Below are 18,194 nucleotides of genomic sequence, written 5' to 3'. Positions count from 1 at the left end.
CGAACTTCAGAAAAGAACAGGTTTTTAAAATGGGTAAAGTTACAGGTTTTCTGGAGATCGACCGGCAGGTTGCGCAATATCAACCGGCATCGGATCGCATCAGGCATTTTCGTGAATTCACTCTGCCGATGAGTGAACCGGAAGTGCAGAAGCAGGCTGCGCGTTGCATGGATTGCGGTGTACCGTTCTGTCATGGCGATAAAAGCGGTGACAGCGGTTGTCCGGTGAATAACCAGATTCCGGACTGGAATGATCTGGTCTATGCGGGACAGTGGGAAGAGGCGATTGCCAATCTCCATTCCACCAATAATTTTCCGGAATTTACGGGGCGGATTTGCCCTGCACCGTGTGAGGAATCATGCACGCTCAATCTGGAAGATATGCCGGTGGCCATCAAAACAGTTGAGCAGGCACTGGCCGATAAGGCTTTCGAACTGGGGCTGATACAACCGCAAATCGCGGCTGTTAAGACCGGAAAACGTGTTGCGATTATCGGCTCGGGCCCTGCAGGTCTGGCCGCTGCACAACAGCTTGCACGGGCTGGTCACGGTGTTGATGTCTATGAACGGGAAAGCCGTGCCGGTGGTTTGCTGCGCTATGGTATTCCTGATTTTAAAATGGAAAAGCACCTGATTGACCGTCGTATCGCCCAGATGGAAGGCGAGGGCGTGACGTTCCATTGCAGTGTGGAAATCGGCAAGGATATTGCGGTCAAACAATTACTCAAAGACTATGATGCCGTGCTCTATTGCGGCGGTGCGGAAACACCGCGTGATCCGGCTTTGCCGGGATCTGATTTAAACGGTGTTTATGATGCCATGCCTTATCTGGTGCAGCAGAACCGCCGTGTGGCGGGTGAAGACGAGCAGTCGCGTGCTTGGGCATTGGAAGACAGTATTTCGGCTGCAGGCAAACGGGTTGTGGTTGTCGGCGGCGGTGATACCGCCTCTGACTGTGTGGGCACGGCCTTCCGGCAGGGGGCAGTACAGGTAACGCAGCTGGATATTCGTCCTGAACCACCGGCACGGGAAGATAAGCTCGGCGTGTGGCCTTATTGGGCGACAAAGATCCGTATTTCGTCCAGTCAGGCGGAAGGCGCTATGCGTGAATTTCAGGTGGCGACACTAGGCTTTGGCGGCGAAGACGGTCAACTGACCCATGTGCTTTGCAGTGCAGTGGATGAACGGCGTAAACCAATTGCCGGTTCTGAATTCATTCTGCAGGCTGATCTTGCATTCATTGCCCTTGGTTTCAGCGGCCCTGCCAAGCAAGGTGTGTTGCCGGAACTCGGTGACAGGCTGAAGCTGAAAAAAGATGCCCGTGGCGGTGAGAGTGTGATGGCCAATGAGACGGATTATCACACATCTATACCAAAACTCTTTGCAGCGGGTGATGTGCGTCGCGGCCAGTCACTGGTCGTCTGGGCAATCCGTGAAGGGCGGCAGGCTGCAAGAGCTATTGATCTGCAATTGATGGGCGCCAGTCTGTTGCCTGCGTGAATGAAGAAAGGCCTCGCTAAAGCATTTCCAGCAAAAGTGTGAAGCGGTTTTGCGTAGGATAATGCGTAAACTAAAAGATAGAGCGGCTCCAGCTATTTAATCTTAACCGGAGCCGCTCTTGAGGCTTTTTTTAAGGGCGTGGCCAGCTGAAATCATCTGCGCGGCCATGCGGAGCCGTCTTCATTGCAGGCTTGTTTGCTGCAGCAGTGGTTTTGCTGATCACGGTTGTATCACCCAGCAGTGTATCATCACCGGACTGATCCAGATCATTGAGTTTCATTGGCCCGATACGGGTGATTTCTTTCTGCACCGGTAAAGCCATAGGCTCATTGCTTTTACTGTCAGATGAAACAGGAGCATCCGGTGATGAGAGTTTCAGCAATTGGCGCAATGGTTTTTCCGCATAGAAAGCCAGCTTTCGCTTGCCTGCTGCGGTCATATTAATTCCGTCATTGCCGCGCAGGCGTACCGTCTGACCGTTCACATCAACACCGGTCTGAGTAAAGCTGCCTTTATCATCGACAAAACCGTCCCATACATCGGCGAAAACAACCTGAGGTGTTATATCTTCCGTTGTGACGGCTTGTTCTGCCGCAGTCTTATAAATCTTGTTCAGCGACAACATGGTTTGAGACAGTGAAGAAGATTGATAGGGCGGCTGGCCGATCCAGACAACAGGCACGCCGGATTTCGCAGTGACCTGCAGAAATTCATCAACCCGCGACTGATACAGTTTCTTCCACTCATCCGTATCGGCGGCAACACTGACGCTTTTCTGTGTTAGCGGCTGGCGGTCATTCGCCCCGATCATCATAACGACGACGGCAGGTTTCTGCTCAGTCAAAATGGCCGGAAGTTCTTTGCTCCAGTTATAATAATCCTGACGAACAAAGCCTGATGAGCCATTGGTCCGGTTGATAACCTGCAAATCCGCAGTTTGGGAAAATGTCTCTGTCAGCCCTTCTGCAAGACCACCGGCGATAAAATCACCAATAACCATAATTTTCCGCGCATCGGGATTCTTTGCGACGGCTTCCGGTTGCGGCGGTGTAATAATGGCTGGTTTAGGCTTGGTAACAACGGGCTTTTTCTTCACCGGTGCCGAGCGCCGCTGCGGCTGCTGAACCGGAGGGCGGGTGACTTCCTGCTGTCTGGGCTGTGCGGGATTTCCGAATAATATATCCAGCAATGTACGGCGTTTTTGTTGCTGCGGATATTGCTGGGCAATGAGAGTGGGGGCACTGTCCGGCTCTGCCATTTGTGTCTGTGCAGTGGCGGGAGTTGCCAGCAATACGGTCAGGCCGAAAGCCACAGTTAAGGATTGCAGGCTGAGCAAGCCCGCTCTGATCTTGTTCTGTGTGACTGTTTGATCTGTCATAACGGGTTTCAACCCTTAAGCCTTCTGCTGCATTTGCCGTTTAGAACGCATATATGCGGCAGTATAAAGGATCAGGCCGGATCAACCGGCCTGACAATAAGTCGTATTTAGCGGCGACGCAGAACGCTGAGCACTTCTTTGCTCGGATGGCCGTCGGGTGACAGTCCGTTGCGCTGCTGGAAGGCCTCAATTGCCTTACGTGAACTTGAGCCGATTTTGCCGTCAATATTGCCGTCATAATAGCCGAGTGCACGCAGATGCGTTTGCAGTTCTTCACGTTCTTTCATGGAGATTGGTGTGAAAGGACGGTTCCAGTCCTGCACCAAACCCTGATAACCGGCAACGCGGTCGGCCAGAAGACCCACACCGAGTGCGTATTTATCCGCATTATTATAACGCTTGATAACGAAGAAATTCTTGGTCATCAGGAAGGCAGGGCCACTGCGGCCATCCATGACTTTCAGCGTGGCTTTTTCAGCATCACTCGGGAACGGACGGCCATTGGCACGCACCAGTCCCAGACGGCGCCATTCAGCAATGCTCAGGCTGCCGGACGGGAACTTACCCGAAGCAGGCAGAACCACTTCGTAACCCCATGTGCGGCCTGGCTCCCAGCCGTTTTTACGCAGAAGATTGGCAGCGGTTGCCAGCGCATCCGGCACGGAATTCCAGATATCGCGTTTGCCGTTACCGTCAAAATCTACCGCATAGGCCTGATAGCTGGTCGGGATAAACTGGGTGTGCCCCATTGCACCGGCCCATGAACCGCTCAGATGTCCGCGGTCAATATCACCGGTCTGGAGAATCTTCATCGCTGAAATCAGCTGCGTACGGGCATATTTGGCACGGCGCTGGTCGGCATAGGCCAGTGTAGCCAGTGAGCGGATCGCATCGCGCATCACATCCGGACGCTGCATCATCTCGCCATAGCCGGTTTCCATTGACCAGATAGCCAGAAGCACATTTTTGTCTACGCCATATTGCTTTTCAATCGCATTGAGGGCTTTGCCCCATTTGCGCGCCATGGCCTGACCGGTGCCAATAGAATGCTCGTTGACACGGTTGTCGATATATTCCCAGACAGGGGACGTAAATTCAGGCTGATAACGCGCTTTTTGCAGCACTTCCGGATCAATAGCATTCACACCGGCAAAAGCACGGTCAAAAGTGGCCGGAGCAATCCCGTTTTGAAGGGCTACAGGGCGAAAACCGGAAACCCATTTGCGAAATTGTGCATCGGCAGATGCATAGCCGGTTGTCAGAATAAGCGACAGCGCAGCCGCAGAGGCTGTTGTTGCTGCGGTCTTCCAGAAGCGGCTTTTGAAAATATGGGTTCGAAGCATGCTTTTCTCCCTGAATATAAACTTTAGCATTTCGCATTCTAACAATGCACATGGGCATTGTTGCGGGTACGAAAATGCAATCAATCAAGAGCGTCGTTCAGTTTGCCGGTGCTCACTACGCTCGGGTAATGGTTTTAGCTGCATTATCCGGATGCAAAATCGCTTCACAATTTTGCGGGAAATGGTCTAGGTTCATTGTTTATGCCACACGGAAGTTAGCATTTAGTTTACCATGCAGTGCCGGAATTAAGAACCGGCAAAAAACTGTTAAGACAGTGCAGATAATAATCAGACAATGAATGATCTGCATATGCGTAATTTCGACTTGTCTGAATTACTGCATCATTGATGAACCGGACGTGAAGAAACTCCTGTTCGGGCATGAGAGACGCTCAACTGCGTTAATAATCGCACATGAAATGTGACCGTAACTTTTAGAAAATGCAGGCTTTTTTCATAGTTTGGCTGTAATGGCTTTTATAGATCAGGTTTAGCAAGAGACTAGAGTACAGGTTGATAATAGAAAAATTATAACCGGCGGCTTAGGTTTGTTTGATGTAGGTTGAAACCGGATAAAACGGGAAGTGACATGAGTTCAGTTAAAAAAATCCGCAAAGCAGTTTTTCCTGTCGCCGGACTGGGGACACGTTTCTTACCAGCCACAAAATCAATCCCGAAAGAAATGCTGACCGTTGTTGATAAGCCGGTCATTCAATACGTGGTTGATGAAGCGCGCGAAGCGGGTATTGAGCATCTGATTTTTGTGACCGGCCGTAATAAAGCGGTGATCGAAGATTATTTTGATGCTCAGGTTGAACTTTACACAACGCTGCAGGAACGCGGTAAGCTCAATGAGCTGAACCATATGCAGAGCTTGCAGCCGCAGCCTGGTACGACCAGTTTCACGCGTCAGCAGGTGCCGCTTGGCCTTGGCCATGCAGTATGGTGTGCCCGCGCAATCGTTGGTGACGAGCCTTTTGCACTGTTGCTGCCGGATATGGTGATGCAGTCGAAAAAAGGCTGCCTCAAGGAAATGGTTGAGCTTTACGAACAGACCGGCGGTAATGTGATTGCTGTGCAGGAGTGCGATCCGGAAGAAGCGCACAAATATGGTATTGTCGGCAAAGGCAATGCAATCGGCAATGGTTTTGAAATCAACCAGATGGTTGAAAAGCCAGCCAAAGGCACCGCGCCGTCAAATCTCTATATTAACGGCCGTTATATTCTGCAGCCGGAAATCTTCGACCTGCTGAGCAAGCAGGAAAAGGGTGCCGGTAACGAAATTCAGCTGACTGATGCGATGCTGAAACTGGCGAAAGATCAGGATTTCTACGGCTTTAATTATCAGGGTCGTACCTTTGACTGCGGTTCTAAAGAGGGCTTCATTCAGGCCAATGTGGCTTTTGCCCTGTGGCGCCATGATATCCGCCCGCTGGTCGAAGTCAGCATTGATGAATTGCTAAAGACGATTAAGTTGTCTTGAGCTAAATAAAAAGGCCGGTCAGTGACCGGCTTTTTTTGTTACGGATTAATATGTCAGCGGCGCAATTTTACGCCGAGATAGACGCTGTTGCTGCTATATTTACGGCTGGCCACATCGCTGTTGATGAATTCATGGCGCAATTTGCCATCCACACCGAAGAAGCGGTTGAACCAATAAGTCGCCCCGATTTCCGCGCCCATACCATAATCGGTACCACTGCCGTCACGATTATCACGGATAGAAGCATCAAAGCGGGCATTCACGCTGAGATCGGCGCGGATCATGCGGGTGACATCAATATTGGCGAGATACAAAATGGATGAATTGCCGCCAATATCCGGGCTGCTGTCGAGATAAGTGCGCAGACCAAAGCGGACATCGGTGCCGCGCTGCGGTGACCAGTTCATCGCTGCATCCACCGACAGGCCGCCGGTATCTTGCAGACGGTCATCTGCACTGCGTGCGCCTATATAACCGACAGAGAATTCACCGTTCAGTTTTTCACCGGTATTGATCTGCAAACCGGTACGAAGCCCGAGCTGGGTTGCATTGCGATCCAGACCATTATCATTCTGGTAAAGCCGGCGACCCACTTCAACTTCCGCAAACGGGCGGATGGCGGCGCTCAGCTCAAAACCGCCGCGCAATGTCATGCTGACATAGGTATTATTGCGGTCGCTCTGATCCAGCTGGTCGCCATTATATAATTTGGCTTTGCCGTAACGGGTATTGTTCACCCGTGCTATCGCACTGGCAAAAATCTTGCCGATATCGCGCTCAATACCGGCCTGCGCATTCAGGCTCTGTACCAGAGGGCGGGTGCGTGCGGCGCTGATACCATTCGGATCAGATGAATCTTCACGATTAACAGAATAACCAAGCCCGAAATTCAGACGGGTTTCATCACTCATATCCAGCCGTAATGCAGCATCAATCTGCCCGCGCGGATTGGAAACATACTGGCCGGAGAGATTTCTCTCGAAGATACCGGATGCATCCAGTGTTGCCAGATGGCTTGCCCAGTCTGAACGGGCATTCAGCCGCAATGCGGTTTCGGACAAGACACCGCTGGTTCCGGTTGCGCTGTTATCGGCATTATTGGTGGCGCGGATACCCTGATCCAGCGACGGACGTAAGATGAAACTTCCGGCGCGAATGCCCTGCGGTTCAAACGGATCAGCTTCAAAAGGTGCACGCGGACGGCCCTCAAGGGCGCCTTCCGGCATATTCTCCCGTCCTTCGCGAACGGCTCTGCCTGCATCTGCTGGGCCGGTGCGTAAACCGCTGATATCTTCGCTCAAAGGAACAGCGCTGTCGGCAACAGGGCGTGCAGCCGGAACTGCAGGATTGATTACAGGCTGTGCAACGATACGGCCATTGGCATCATAAGTTATATTTTCAGTGCCTTCGCTCTGCGCAATAACATCGGCAATTGCGTCATTTTGAGCACCGGAGGGCACGGTTTGTGCTTGGGATATGGTCACGGATGAAAACAGCACAACGCCCGTCAGCAGAGCTGCCTGATGCAGCCCGTACAGAGAAAGCGGGGCGTAATGAGCCGGTTTGGCTGTTTTTTCCATTGTCCTGCCAAGAGTTGTGCACGCAACTGAGAATGCCTGCACGGAGCAGGCTTGTTACAGGACGGTAAATGATCATGGTTAATACAAAGTTTCTTTTGCTGTAATGGGCTGGCTTTATTCAGCTTTTCAGCTTGTGCTTTATTAATTACAGGGAAATATGTGCTGTATTTCTGCAAGCGGGGAGGCTGGACAGGGAATATGTAAAGTTTTACCTCATAATTCGTTTTGCAGAATGCAGCTCCGGTTTCTATATAGAAGAAGCACTATTGACCGGATGAAAGAAGTGAGAGAAGTCCATTGAGCAGCCACAGCCCAGCTATCCGCTCCGCCCTGAATACAATCGCAGTTGAAAAAGCCGGTATGAGCGCTCTTGAAGATGCGCTGCAAAATGGGCTTGCAGAGCCGTTTGAGCAGGCGGTTCAGGCGATCTCCGCTATGAAGGGACGGGTTGTTGTGACCGGTATCGGAAAAAGCGGTCATATCGGCTCCAAGCTGGCAGCAACTTTTGCGTCTACCGGAACGCCTGCTTTTTTTGTTCATGCAGCGGAAGCCAATCATGGCGATCTCGGCATGATTAACAGCAATGACGTTATTCTTGCCCTGTCCTGGTCGGGTGAGACTGCGGAGCTGAAAGGTATTGTCAGCTATTCCCGCCGTTTTAAAGTGCCGCTGATCGCACTGACTTCCGGTGAGCATTCCACGCTCGGCCGTGAATCTGATGTGCTGTTGCTATTGCCGAAAGCAGTTGAAGCTTGTCCGCATGGTGTTGCACCGACCACCTCGACTTTGATGCAGCTGGCAGTCGGTGATGCACTGGCACTTGCTCTGCTGGAAAGACGCGGCTTTACCGCCAGCGATTTCCGCGTGTTTCATCCGGGTGGCTCACTGGGCGCCAGCCTTTCTCATGTGAAAGATATTATGCATCGCGGTGAGGAATTGCCGTTGGTCAAGATCGGCACACCAATGCCGGAAGCGATGCGCATTCACTCGCATAAGCATTTCGGCTGTGTGATTGTTGAGAATGAAGACGGCACACTGGCCGGTATCATCACGGATGGCGACCTGACACGCAATGTCGACCGGCCGATGGCGACGCTGAAAGTCGATGATATTATGACCCGCACGCCGAAGACTGTCAGCCCTGACCAGCTGCTCGGTTCAACACTGGCACTTTTGAATGAAGCGCGTATCGGCGCGGTGATTGTGGCTGAGAATAACCGTCCTGTCGGGCTGGTGCATTTCCACGATCTGCTGCGTGCCGGTGTGGCTTAAACGCTCTCTGCAGGATAATAAAAAGGCGGCCTATTAGCCGCCTTTTTGTTATTTCACTTCTTCAACTTGCAATAATCCGTCGTGATATTCCCGCACGATAATTGTTGTACCAGCGGGGAGATCAGGACCGGTCACACGCCAGAGTGTATCATCAAAACGTGCACGGCCATGGCCGTTGATAATCGGCTCTTCCAGTGTGGTGCGCATGCCGATCAGCTGATCGGCTCTGCGGTTGAGCAGCGGTTCATCGCTGTTCTGCACCCGCGGATTAAAATATTTGCGCCCGATCAGTACAAAGATCACGGACAGAACCATGAAGAGCAGCAGTTGCGCTTGCCAGCTGTCGATGAAGCCGAGGCCGGTAAACGCAATCAGGCTGGTAACCAGAGCAGCAAAACCAATCCAGATCAGGAAGACACCCGGTGTCACCAGTTCCAGAAACAGCAGAACAAGGCCAAGGACGACCCAGTTCCATATCCCCAATGCTGCGAGCATATCCGGCATCAGCGTGATCCTGTCGGCGGTACACGATTGCCGATAATGTGGTTCGGAACCGAGACATAATCAGCAGAGCCGCTGCGGGTTGTACCTTCGCTGCGGGCAGCCGGTTTGGCTGGCGCCTTGCGTGCAGCCTGTGCGCCCTGAGTGGTGGTATTCGCACCGGAGTCCGAATTATTGCCGAAGACTTCTTTGGCAATCGCACCAATACCGCCCAATGTGCCGATCAGCGACGAGGCTTCCAGCGGCATCATAATGACCTTGTGATTTTTGGCAGAGGCCATTTCGGAAAGCGCATCGGTATATTTCTGTGCAACGAAGTAATTCAGCGCCTGCACATCACCCTGCGCAATCGCTTCGGACACCATGGTTGTCGCTTTGGCTTCCGCTTCTGCCAGACGCTCACGGGCTTCCGCTTCGCGATAGGCGGCTTCGCGCTTACCTTCCGCTTCAAGAATTTGCGACTGTTTCAGACCTTCAGCACGCAGAATCTGCGCATTACGGTCACCTTCTGCTTCCAGAACCTGTGCACGCTTGTCACGCTCGGCTTTCATCTGGCGCGCCATGGAATCAATCAGATCTTTCGGCGGATTGATATCTTTGATCTCAACGCGGGTGATCTTGATGCCCCATGGATGCGCGGCCTGATCCAGCACGCGCAGCAGACGATCATTGATGGTGTCGCGGTTGGAGAGCAATTCGTCCAGATCCATCGAGCCCATGACGGTACGGATATTGGTCATGGTCAGGTTGAGGATTGCATATTGCAGATCGGAGACCTGATAGGCAGCCTGTGCCGCATTCAGTACCTGAAAGAAGGCGACAGCATCAACGGATGTGGTCGCATTATCACGGGTAATGACCTCCTGTGTCGGTACGTCCAGTACCTGTTCCATCATATTGAGGCGCGCGCCGATACGATCAAAAAACGGGACGATCATATTCAGACCCGGTGACAAAGTACGGGTGTAACGGCCGAAACGCTCGACAGTAAAATTGGAACCCTGAGGCACAATTTTAATACCGGCATAAAGCGTGAAAATAACCACTGCAGCTAAAATCAGCAGGGCAATATTGGCACCGAATTCCATTCTGTTTCCTTTTTAAAATGCCGGAAATGATGATGGTCTTGTTTTATAAAAGTCTCAGACCCAGCCCTGCAATTCACGGCGTACGAGGTCTTCAATCACGCGCATACCGAGTTCTGTGTCATTGAGGCACGGAATATGGCTGAAATTTTCGCCGCCATTCTCATGGAAGGATTCTGCCGCTTCATTGCCGATTTCATCAACAGTTTCAAGGCAGTCAGCGACGAAACCCGGATTGAATACGGCAACGGATTTGATGCCTTGTTTTGGCATTTCCTCGATGGTTTTATCCGTATAAGGCTGGAGCCATTCCTCAGGGCCAAAGCGCGACTGGAACGTGCTGATCAGCTTGGTTTCATCCCAGCCAAGGCGCTCACGCAGCAGGCGTGTGGTTTCAAGGCATTGCTGCGGATAAGGATCGCCGCGGCGTGCATAGCTCTGCGGAATGCCATGATAGGAGGCAACCACGACCTGCGGATCAAAATCCAGCTTGGCAATATGGTCTTCAATCGAGCGTGCCAGCGCATCAATATAGACCGGCTCATGCTGGTAAGACGGCACTGTACGCACGGCAGGCATGAAACGCAGCTTGTTCAGTGCGTCATTGAGTTTTTCAATCACACTGCCGGTGGTGGAAGAAGAATATTGCGGATAGAGCGGGAAGGCGACAATACGGGTGCAACCCTGTTCGCGCAGGCGTGTCAGCACATCTTCAATCGATGGCTGGCCATAACGCATTGCCCAGTCCACAACCACATTGCCGAGATCGGAGAGGCGGGCGCTGAGCTGATCGCTCTGGGAACGCGTGAAGGTACGCAAAGGTGATTCATTGCGCTCACGGTTCCAGATGCGGTCATAGGCAGCACCGGATTTCTTAGGACGTGTATTGAGCACAATACCGAACAGGATCGGATACCAGATTGCCTTCGGCCATTCGATAACACGCGAATCCATTAAAAACTCGCGCAGATAGCGGCGCATGGATGTGTAATCAGTACCATCAGGTGTTCCCAGATTGATCAGCATTACGCCTGTTTTTTCAAGAACAGGTTTTGCTGAAACCGGCTGGGAAGTCGCGGATTGGCTCATCACATTATCATGCATGTCTGTGTCTCTATCCTGAGGGGGGCGGTGCTTTCACTCGAACAAATACAATCTGTATCTGCGTGCGCGAAAGCTGCCGAACAAAATTTGCCTATCATAACAGTATTATGTCCGGCATGACCAGAACATAACCATAACATGATGAGAAAACTCAAATTTAAAGTGGTTTTTTATTGGGAAGGTGCTCCGGTTTTCAAAACAGCGCCAACCGGCAGTTTCCGTGGCTTGTAAGTCGGGTTCTGACGGAACAGGCGTTTCCATTCTGTGCCATTGCCATAGAGCTTCTCTGCAATCGACCAGTAACTGTCGCCCTGTTTGATTTCATAAGCCTCAGAGACCGGCATTTTTGCTGCGGGCTGTGCAGCATCTGAATAGGGCGAATGTTCCTGCAAATATTCAGCAACAACCTGATCGAGTGAAGGACCGTAATCATAGGCTTTTTCAGCTTTTTGGGCGATCATGTCATAGCCGTCACCGCCTGTGCGCAGATAATCGGTTGCGGTAATGCCATAGAGCTTATTATCAACAAGCGGCTGCCAGTTGCTTTCCGCATCCTGCATTTCGACAGCGGTAATGCGCTGTCCGGCAGGTTTAGCCATATCCAGTGTGAATTTTATGCCTGCAACCTGCGGATAGCGACCGCTGCCTTTTTCAATCTGGCTGACACCATTCTCCAATGCTGACCGCAGATCGCTGCCTTTCATCTGAAATGTTGCAACGGTGTTCTGAAACGGCAGCACCACCAGTACATCACCCATAGTGATGTCACCGGCCTTGATTGAAGCGCGCAATGCACCGCCATTTATCAGCGCGGCAGTGATACCCTGATCGTGCACACGATCGATCATGGCAGTGGTGACCAGATCGCCCATAGGACATTGCTGCGTGCGGCAGCTGACAGCAGAGCCATCAATCAGCTTGGTTGTCTCGGCGACACGGCGGTTTTTCAGTTCCTCAATCGGCTTGGCCATTTCCGTAATGCGGCTGGCCAGTTCTGCGTCCGGTTTGATGGAGGCATCCAGCCGCAGAGGTGCACCGGAGGCTGATGTGAGATTGCCCGCATCGTCAAAATTCAGCACCAGCCTGCCCAGATATTGCGTATAGGCATAGGCCGTGACGACCGGAACCATCTTGCCGGATGGATTTTTGACGAGAGTAGGATAGGGGCCGGAAGCGCGTAAGGCATTGTCGCCGAGCAATGTATGACTGTGTCCGCCGACGATTGCATCCACATCATCCAGTTCTGCTGCCAATTGCTGATCCGCATCATAACCCAGATGGGTGAGGGCGATGATCTTGTTCACGCCTTCTGCTTTCAGGTCTGTAATCATGCGCTGCAATGTTTCCTTGGCATCAAGAAAACGGATGTCCTTGCCCGGACGTGCAATTTCCACCGTGTCCGGTGTGGTCAGGCCGACAATGCCGATCTTTTCATTGCCAATTGTTTTGACAAGATAGCGTGCGAATTTGCCGTGGATCGGTGAGCCGGCAGCGGTTTCAATATTGGCAGACAGAACCGGCAGTTTGATTTTATTCAGAAAGGGCGCCAGCCCTTCCTGCCCAAGATCAAATTCATGATTGCCGAGTGCCATCGCATCATAGCCGATGGCATTCATGAATTCGGCATTGTCCGTGCCTTTATAGGTGGTGAAAAACAATGAACCCTGAAACTGATCTCCGGCATCCAGCACCAGCATATTGCCGCCCTTGGCGCGCTCTGCATCTATAGCCGCTTTCAGCCGCGCCATACCGCCGAAACACTGCTGCTCTGCGCTTTCCTTAGCCGAACAGGTCGCGTCATATTTATTGACCTCTTCAATGCGGGAATGTGTGTCATTTGTGTGCAGAATGGTTAGCGTGTAATCGGCATAGGCAGGCAGTGACAGGCTTAGAAGGCTGGCGCTGCAAAACAGAATCTTGAACAGTCCGGACATGGCTTTCTCCGTAGACATTTGTCGGGGCAGAATAGCATAGTAATATGACGAATGCTGTTTGCATCTCCCAAGTTCTGAGAGAGCTAGAGCGTGTCGCGTTTAATTGAATTCATAGCGTTCGCTCTAGATTCACTTAATTGTCGTATGTTCGCGGACGCTAAATGAGACCATTTAGCTGCGACATACTCTAGGAATAGCAAAACGCCCGCAGCTGAGCCACGGGCGTTCATATTTTTTAGTACTGAGTGACTCAGGCTTTACGTGTCAGCGAGAATTGCGAACCGGTTGATGTGGTGCAATTGAGCTGTGACGGAGTAACCTGTGCGCAATTCACTTTGGATGTAGTGCCGCGTACGATCGAACGCATATCAATTTCCACCAAACGCGGTGACAGGTAACGGTAATTACCTTCTGCCAGCTTTTCATTGGTGTCAGTTGTGCGGGTTTCAAAAACGCCGCCGTTGAAATTCGATGTAATGCCATTGGCATCAACCCAGCCACCATCAATACCGGCATTAGCCGGACGGGTCGGCATGGTGTTGCCGCCACCGCCATTGACTGGTCCGTATGTGGTACAGGCAGCGACTGTGGCAGCCAGACAAAGGGATGCGGCCGTGCGGAATGTTTTCATAAGCGAGCTCTCCCGGGATTCTGCAAAATTTTATAATAATTTGATGTATGTAAATGCGGGTAAATACAAGAGCTTTATAGGTTCCTTAACCATGAAGAGCCTTGTATCTGTTGCTTTTTTACCTCACATCTTTGTGTGTGAAGCGGTTTTGTTGGTCTCAGACAGCAAAAACATTATATTTTATAATGGCGTAATTTAAAGGGCGGCGGATATCAGAATGCATCGGCTAATTGCGCTCGTATCATGCCGCGCAGAGAATTGCCGACAAGAATCCGGTGCGCTTTTTGCAAGTGCTGAAGCGTGAGAACGGCAGTTCTGGCTTTACCCTGTTGCAGTAGTTCCTGCCGCAAGACGCCATTCAGCAACCCGCATTCCAGCGGCGGGGTCAGCAATATACCATCCCCCATATCCGCAAAGAGCGAAGTGATCGTGCCTTCGCAAATCTCGTCTTTTTCATTGAGCAGCAGAACTTCATCAGCCTGTGCAGGTGTAAATTCCGCCCGCGCGGCTTCATAGGCCGTGCGGCGTGTTGTTTTGTGGCGCAGCAGCTCATCGGCGCTGTTCAGGCGGGTTTCGGCAATTGCCAATGTCCAGATCATTTGCGGCGGCAAAGGCTGAAAGACTGCGGTGATGATATCTGCTGTACCGTCTGACCTCAGGCAAAGGCGGACACGTAAGGCATGAGGGCTGTTTGCATGTGCCTGCAATTGTGAACGGATAGCACCTTCATCAAAAACAAAACCGAGTTGCGTCGCAGATTGCTGCAGACGCTGTAAATGCTGTTCAAGACGCAGAAAACCATTGGCAGGCTCAAAGCGCAATGTTTCGATCAGGCCAAAATTCAGGTCTTGCATGTTTCACTCTCGGATGCCGGAGACTGTGTTCTCACCGGTCGCATAGCGGGCTTTCAGCAAACATTCGGCATATTCTGCTTCTGCCGTTGAATCATAGACCACACCGCCGCCGACATTGAGGACTACTTCTCCGTCAGGATAGAGCGACAGGGTGCGAATGGCGACATTGAAGCGCATTTCGCCGGATGGTGCGATCCAGCCGATGGAGCCGCAATAAATATCGCGCGCCTGTTGTTCAAGCTGGTGCAAAATCGTCATGGCGCTGATTTTCGGTGCGCCGGTCACCGAGCCGCACGGAAACAAAGCTGCAAAGATCTGCCGCAAAGTGAGATCGGGCAACAGCTTTGCCCGCACATGGCTGACCATCTGGTGTACCGTCGGATAGCGTTCGACATGGAAGATTTTCGGCACAGAAAGGCTGCCGACTTCGCTGATCAGCGAAATGTCATTGCGCAGTAAATCCACGATCATGCGGTTTTCGGCCTGACTTTTTTCGTCATGGATCAGAAAATCACGCAAGGCATCATCTTCTTGTGGTGTTGCCCCGCGCGGTGTGGTGCCCTTCATCGGATGGGTTTCTATCCAGCCGTCTTTATTGATTTGAAAAAACAGCTCCGGTGAGCGCGACAGAATAAGCGGTGCCTTGTCTTGCGCAGTCAGATTAACATATGCGCTGTAACGCACAGGCTGGCGGTTGCTGAGATCGGCAAACAGCGCCTCAGGCTCACCGTGATAGCGTGCTGAAATCGGAAATGTCAGATTGCCCTGATAGCAATCGCCTTCACGCAAATGACGATGCAGGCGTTGGAAACGCTGCTGATAGTCTGTTTCCGACCAATGGGCATGAAAATCAGAAAGATGCGCATTGGTGCCAATGTTCCGGTTACCGGCAGGGATATCCGCCGGAGATTCACTAAAGACACCAAAGCAAATCAGCGGAACACGGCGTTCCTCCGGCAGCAGGGGAGCAAGCTTCGGCTCCAACAGAAAACCCGCCTCATAGCTGAAATAACCTGCAAGCCATTTGCCCTGACGATGCGCTGCTTCAAGCGCGGCAAAGCCTGCCTCAAAATCGGAAGCCTGTTCAATAATAATCAGTTGTTCCGGCCTGTTGAACAGCATGGATTGCTGTTCAACATCGTCACGAAACAGAATGAAAGGCTCAGAAGATGCAGGCATTGCTCGCTCAACCATAATGCGATCAGTCTTCCATCGCTTCCAGTTCGTCGATCATGCCTTCAATCACTGACAGGCCCTGCTGCCAGAAGGCCGGATCAGAAGCATCCAGACCGAATGGTGCCAGCAGTTCTTTATGATGGCGGGTACCGCCAGCCTTCAGCATATCGAAATATTTGTCCTGAAAACCTTCAGGATTGTTCTGGTAAACCGCATAGAGCGAATTTACGAGGCAATCGCCGAAAGCATAGGCATAGACATAGAACGGCGAGTGGATGAAATGCGGAATATAAGTCCAGAAGCTTTCATAGCCCGGATTGAGGCGGATTGCAGGGCCTAAGCTTGAACGCTGCACTTCCATCCAGATTTCGCCGATCTGTTCGGCTGTCAGTTCACCGTTTTTGCGCTCAGTGTGAACTTTGCGTTCAAACTGGTAGAAGGCGATCTGGCGGACAACCGTATTGATCATGTCCTCGGTCTTCTGCGCCAGCATTGCTTTGCGCTCGCGCTTGTCCTTTGCTTTTGCAAGCAGAGACTGGAAGGTCAGCATTTCACCGAATACGGAGGCGGTTTCTGCCAGTGTCAGCGGGGTTGAAGCCATCAGCGCGCCCTGTTTCGCGGCGAGAACCTGATGCACGCCATGGCCAAGCTCATGGGCAAGGGTCATAACATCGCGCGGCTTGCCCAGATAGTTGAGCAATACATAAGGATGTGCGGAAGGCACAGTCGGATGGGCAAAAGCACCCGGTGCCTTGCCTGCGCGGGTCGGGGCATCAATCCAGTTCTTGTCAAAGAAGTCGCGGGCAATATCGGCCATTTCCGGTGCGAAGCCTGCATAGGCATCCAGCACAGTTGCTTTTGCTTCATCCCAGCCGATAGTGACCTGCGGGGTTTCCGGCAGCGGCGCATTGCGATCCCAGTTGTCGAGCTGTTCAAGGCCGAGCCATTTTGCCTTCAGTGCATAGTAGCGATGGGAAATACGCGGATAGGCATCATTCACGGCGCTGGCCAGTGCATCGACAACTTCACGCTCAACGCGGTTGGCAAGGTGGCGGCTGTCGGCAATATCCTCAAAACCGCGCCAGCGGTCGGAGATTTCTTTATCCTTGGCGAGCGTATTGGTGATGAGCGTGAAAAGGCGCAGATTTTCACCAAAGGTTTTGGACAATGCGTCCGAGGCTTTTTTACGGGTTGCACCATCCGCATCCTGCAACATGGTGAGCACCGGTTCAATCGGTAGCTCTGCGCCGTCGATGGTAAAGCGCAAACCGCTCATGGTTTCGTCAAACAGACGGTTCCAGGCAACAAAACCGGTGACAGAGATATCATGGAACAATGTCTCAATCTGGTCATCCAGCTGGTAAGGCTTGTCTTTACGCAAGTCGATCAGCCATGGCTTATAATGGCCGATAGCAGGGTTCTCAGCGATCGCCTTGTCGAGCAGGGCGTCATCAATACGGTTGAGTTCCAGCGAGAAGAAGATCAGGTGGCTGCCTGCATCGGTGAGTTTCTGCTGCACATCGCCATAGAGTTTGGCATTGGCGGCACTGGAGGTGTCATCCGCATAGAGCAGACCGGCATAGGAATAGATGCGTCCCATCAGTTCCTGAAGCTGTTCGAATTCTTTAATCGCATCGGCAAAATTACCGCCCTGAGGCTTGGAGGCTTCAGCTTCGAGCTTGCCTTTCCATTTATTCTCAAAAGCAATTGATCGCTCTGCTGAAAGCTGCAGGTCGCGGGTCAGTTCCGCACTGTCCGGTGCAGGGTAAAGATCGGTGAGGTTCCAGCATGGCAGATTGCTCAGCTCGGAAGCTGCGGAAACCTGTGCCTGCGGGGCATCGGCAGGCATACGGAGAAATTCTGCATGGTTGCGTAAATTCATTGCGGTTCAACCTCATACGATTCTTTTTAATGCTGCAGTCTATATAGGATGTTCCTGCGCAGATTTCATGCGTTTCAGCAGTATTGAAATTGCGGGATCAAAGTCGGGTGCAGGCAGGCGCTGTTAAGATATAAAAGGGTGAAATCAGCATGCCGGATCAGGTGGCGCTGGTGCAATTTTGTGTTTTTTCGACTCAAAAGCAGAGCCAAAACCGATTTGGTTCCCGAAATGAGGCTCTTTATCCCATCACATTGCGTTACATTGACGAAACAATGTGAGTAAAATCCGGTAAATTTTATGTGCTTAAGGCCTATTATACTGCTGAAATATTATATGAATTTTCTGATTGGTGTTCTTTGTTTTTCAGGTGCCGGAAACCGCGAAATATCGCACTATTTGCCCTGAAAATTAAATATTTTCAATCGGATGGTGCATATATGCCACAGAGTGCTATTCGTGACGCTGGGCGCGT

General features: G+C 51.7%; 14 protein-coding genes. 3 read left to right on the top strand and 11 right to left on the bottom strand.

The window, feature by feature from the left end:
• Positions 1–29 precede the first annotated feature (29 nt).
• Positions 30–1,499 carry a glutamate synthase subunit beta gene (locus LDL70_RS11470; protein WP_225685099.1) on the top strand — a complete coding sequence of 490 codons (1,470 nt, stop codon included), beginning with the start codon at positions 30–32 and terminating at the stop codon, positions 1,497–1,499.
• 130 nt (positions 1,500–1,629) lie between these two features.
• Here LDL70_RS11470 and LDL70_RS11465 read toward each other — a convergent pair whose 3' ends face one another.
• Complete coding sequence (locus LDL70_RS11465) at positions 1,630–2,877, bottom strand: DUF459 domain-containing protein (RefSeq protein WP_225685098.1); 1,248 nt, start codon at positions 2,875–2,877, stop codon at positions 1,630–1,632.
• Between the two features lie 107 nt (positions 2,878–2,984).
• Positions 2,985–4,250 (bottom strand): lytic murein transglycosylase, encoded by a 1,266-nt coding sequence (locus LDL70_RS11460; protein ID WP_370627087.1) that lies wholly within the window; start codon positions 4,248–4,250, stop codon positions 2,985–2,987.
• Positions 4,251–4,809: 559 nt separating this feature from the next.
• On the opposite strand from LDL70_RS11460, the gene galU reads away from it, so the two are divergent.
• Entirely contained in the window at positions 4,810–5,703 is an 894-nt protein-coding gene (gene galU / locus LDL70_RS11455; protein WP_225685097.1) for a UTP--glucose-1-phosphate uridylyltransferase GalU, read from the top strand.
• A 53-nt stretch (positions 5,704–5,756) separates the two neighbouring features.
• On the opposite strand, the gene LDL70_RS11450 is transcribed toward galU, so the two are convergent.
• Entirely contained in the window at positions 5,757–7,283 is a 1,527-nt protein-coding gene (locus LDL70_RS11450) for an outer membrane beta-barrel protein (protein ID WP_225685096.1), read from the bottom strand.
• A gap of 297 nt (positions 7,284–7,580) precedes the next feature.
• On the opposite strand from LDL70_RS11450, the gene LDL70_RS11445 reads away from it, so the two are divergent.
• Positions 7,581–8,555, top strand: a complete 975-nt coding sequence (locus LDL70_RS11445) for an SIS domain-containing protein (RefSeq protein ID WP_225685095.1) — start codon at positions 7,581–7,583, stop codon at positions 8,553–8,555.
• A gap of 48 nt (positions 8,556–8,603) precedes the next feature.
• Here the strand turns inward: LDL70_RS11445 and LDL70_RS11440 are convergent, their stop codons facing one another.
• The 8 genes from LDL70_RS11440 to LDL70_RS11405 form a co-directional block, all read right to left on the bottom strand.
• Complete coding sequence (locus tag LDL70_RS11440; protein WP_151160051.1) at positions 8,604–9,062, bottom strand: NfeD family protein; 459 nt, start codon at positions 9,060–9,062, stop codon at positions 8,604–8,606.
• A complete protein-coding gene (locus tag LDL70_RS11435; RefSeq protein ID WP_225685094.1) occupies positions 9,059–10,144 on the bottom strand; it encodes an SPFH domain-containing protein in 1,086 nt (361 codons plus the stop codon). The genes LDL70_RS11440 and LDL70_RS11435 overlap by 4 nt, the downstream gene beginning before the upstream one ends.
• Positions 10,145–10,198: 54 nt before the next feature.
• Positions 10,199–11,245 (bottom strand): ferrochelatase, encoded by a 1,047-nt coding sequence (hemH, locus tag LDL70_RS11430; protein WP_139316437.1) that lies wholly within the window; start codon positions 11,243–11,245, stop codon positions 10,199–10,201.
• A 170-nt stretch (positions 11,246–11,415) separates the two neighbouring features.
• Positions 11,416–13,179 (bottom strand): 5'-nucleotidase C-terminal domain-containing protein, encoded by a 1,764-nt coding sequence (locus LDL70_RS11425; RefSeq protein WP_225685093.1) that lies wholly within the window; start codon positions 13,177–13,179, stop codon positions 11,416–11,418.
• Positions 13,180–13,429: 250 nt separating this feature from the next.
• Positions 13,430–13,810 carry an outer membrane lipoprotein Omp10 gene (gene omp10 / locus LDL70_RS11420; RefSeq protein ID WP_225685092.1) on the bottom strand — a complete coding sequence of 127 codons (381 nt, stop codon included), beginning with the start codon at positions 13,808–13,810 and terminating at the stop codon, positions 13,430–13,432.
• A 212-nt stretch (positions 13,811–14,022) separates the two neighbouring features.
• Positions 14,023–14,664, bottom strand: coding sequence for an aminotransferase class IV family protein (locus tag LDL70_RS11415; protein ID WP_225685091.1), 642 nt, complete (start codon positions 14,662–14,664; stop codon positions 14,023–14,025).
• 3 nt (positions 14,665–14,667) lie between these two features.
• Positions 14,668–15,858, bottom strand: coding sequence for an aminodeoxychorismate synthase component I (locus tag LDL70_RS11410; protein ID WP_370637665.1), 1,191 nt, complete (start codon positions 15,856–15,858; stop codon positions 14,668–14,670).
• 7 nt (positions 15,859–15,865) lie between these two features.
• On the bottom strand, positions 15,866–17,689 hold the full coding sequence (locus tag LDL70_RS11405; RefSeq protein ID WP_225688521.1) for a M3 family oligoendopeptidase: 1,824 nt from the start codon (positions 17,687–17,689) through the stop codon (positions 15,866–15,868).
• Between the last annotated feature and the right edge of the window lie 505 nt (positions 17,690–18,194).

The sequence above is a fragment of the Pseudochrobactrum sp. XF203 genome (genome assembly GCF_020341615.1).
Taxonomy (GTDB): domain Bacteria; phylum Pseudomonadota; class Alphaproteobacteria; order Rhizobiales; family Rhizobiaceae; genus Pseudochrobactrum; species Pseudochrobactrum saccharolyticum.
The sequence above is the reverse complement of the archived record's forward strand: the minus strand, read 5'-3'. Positions and strand labels throughout refer to the sequence as shown.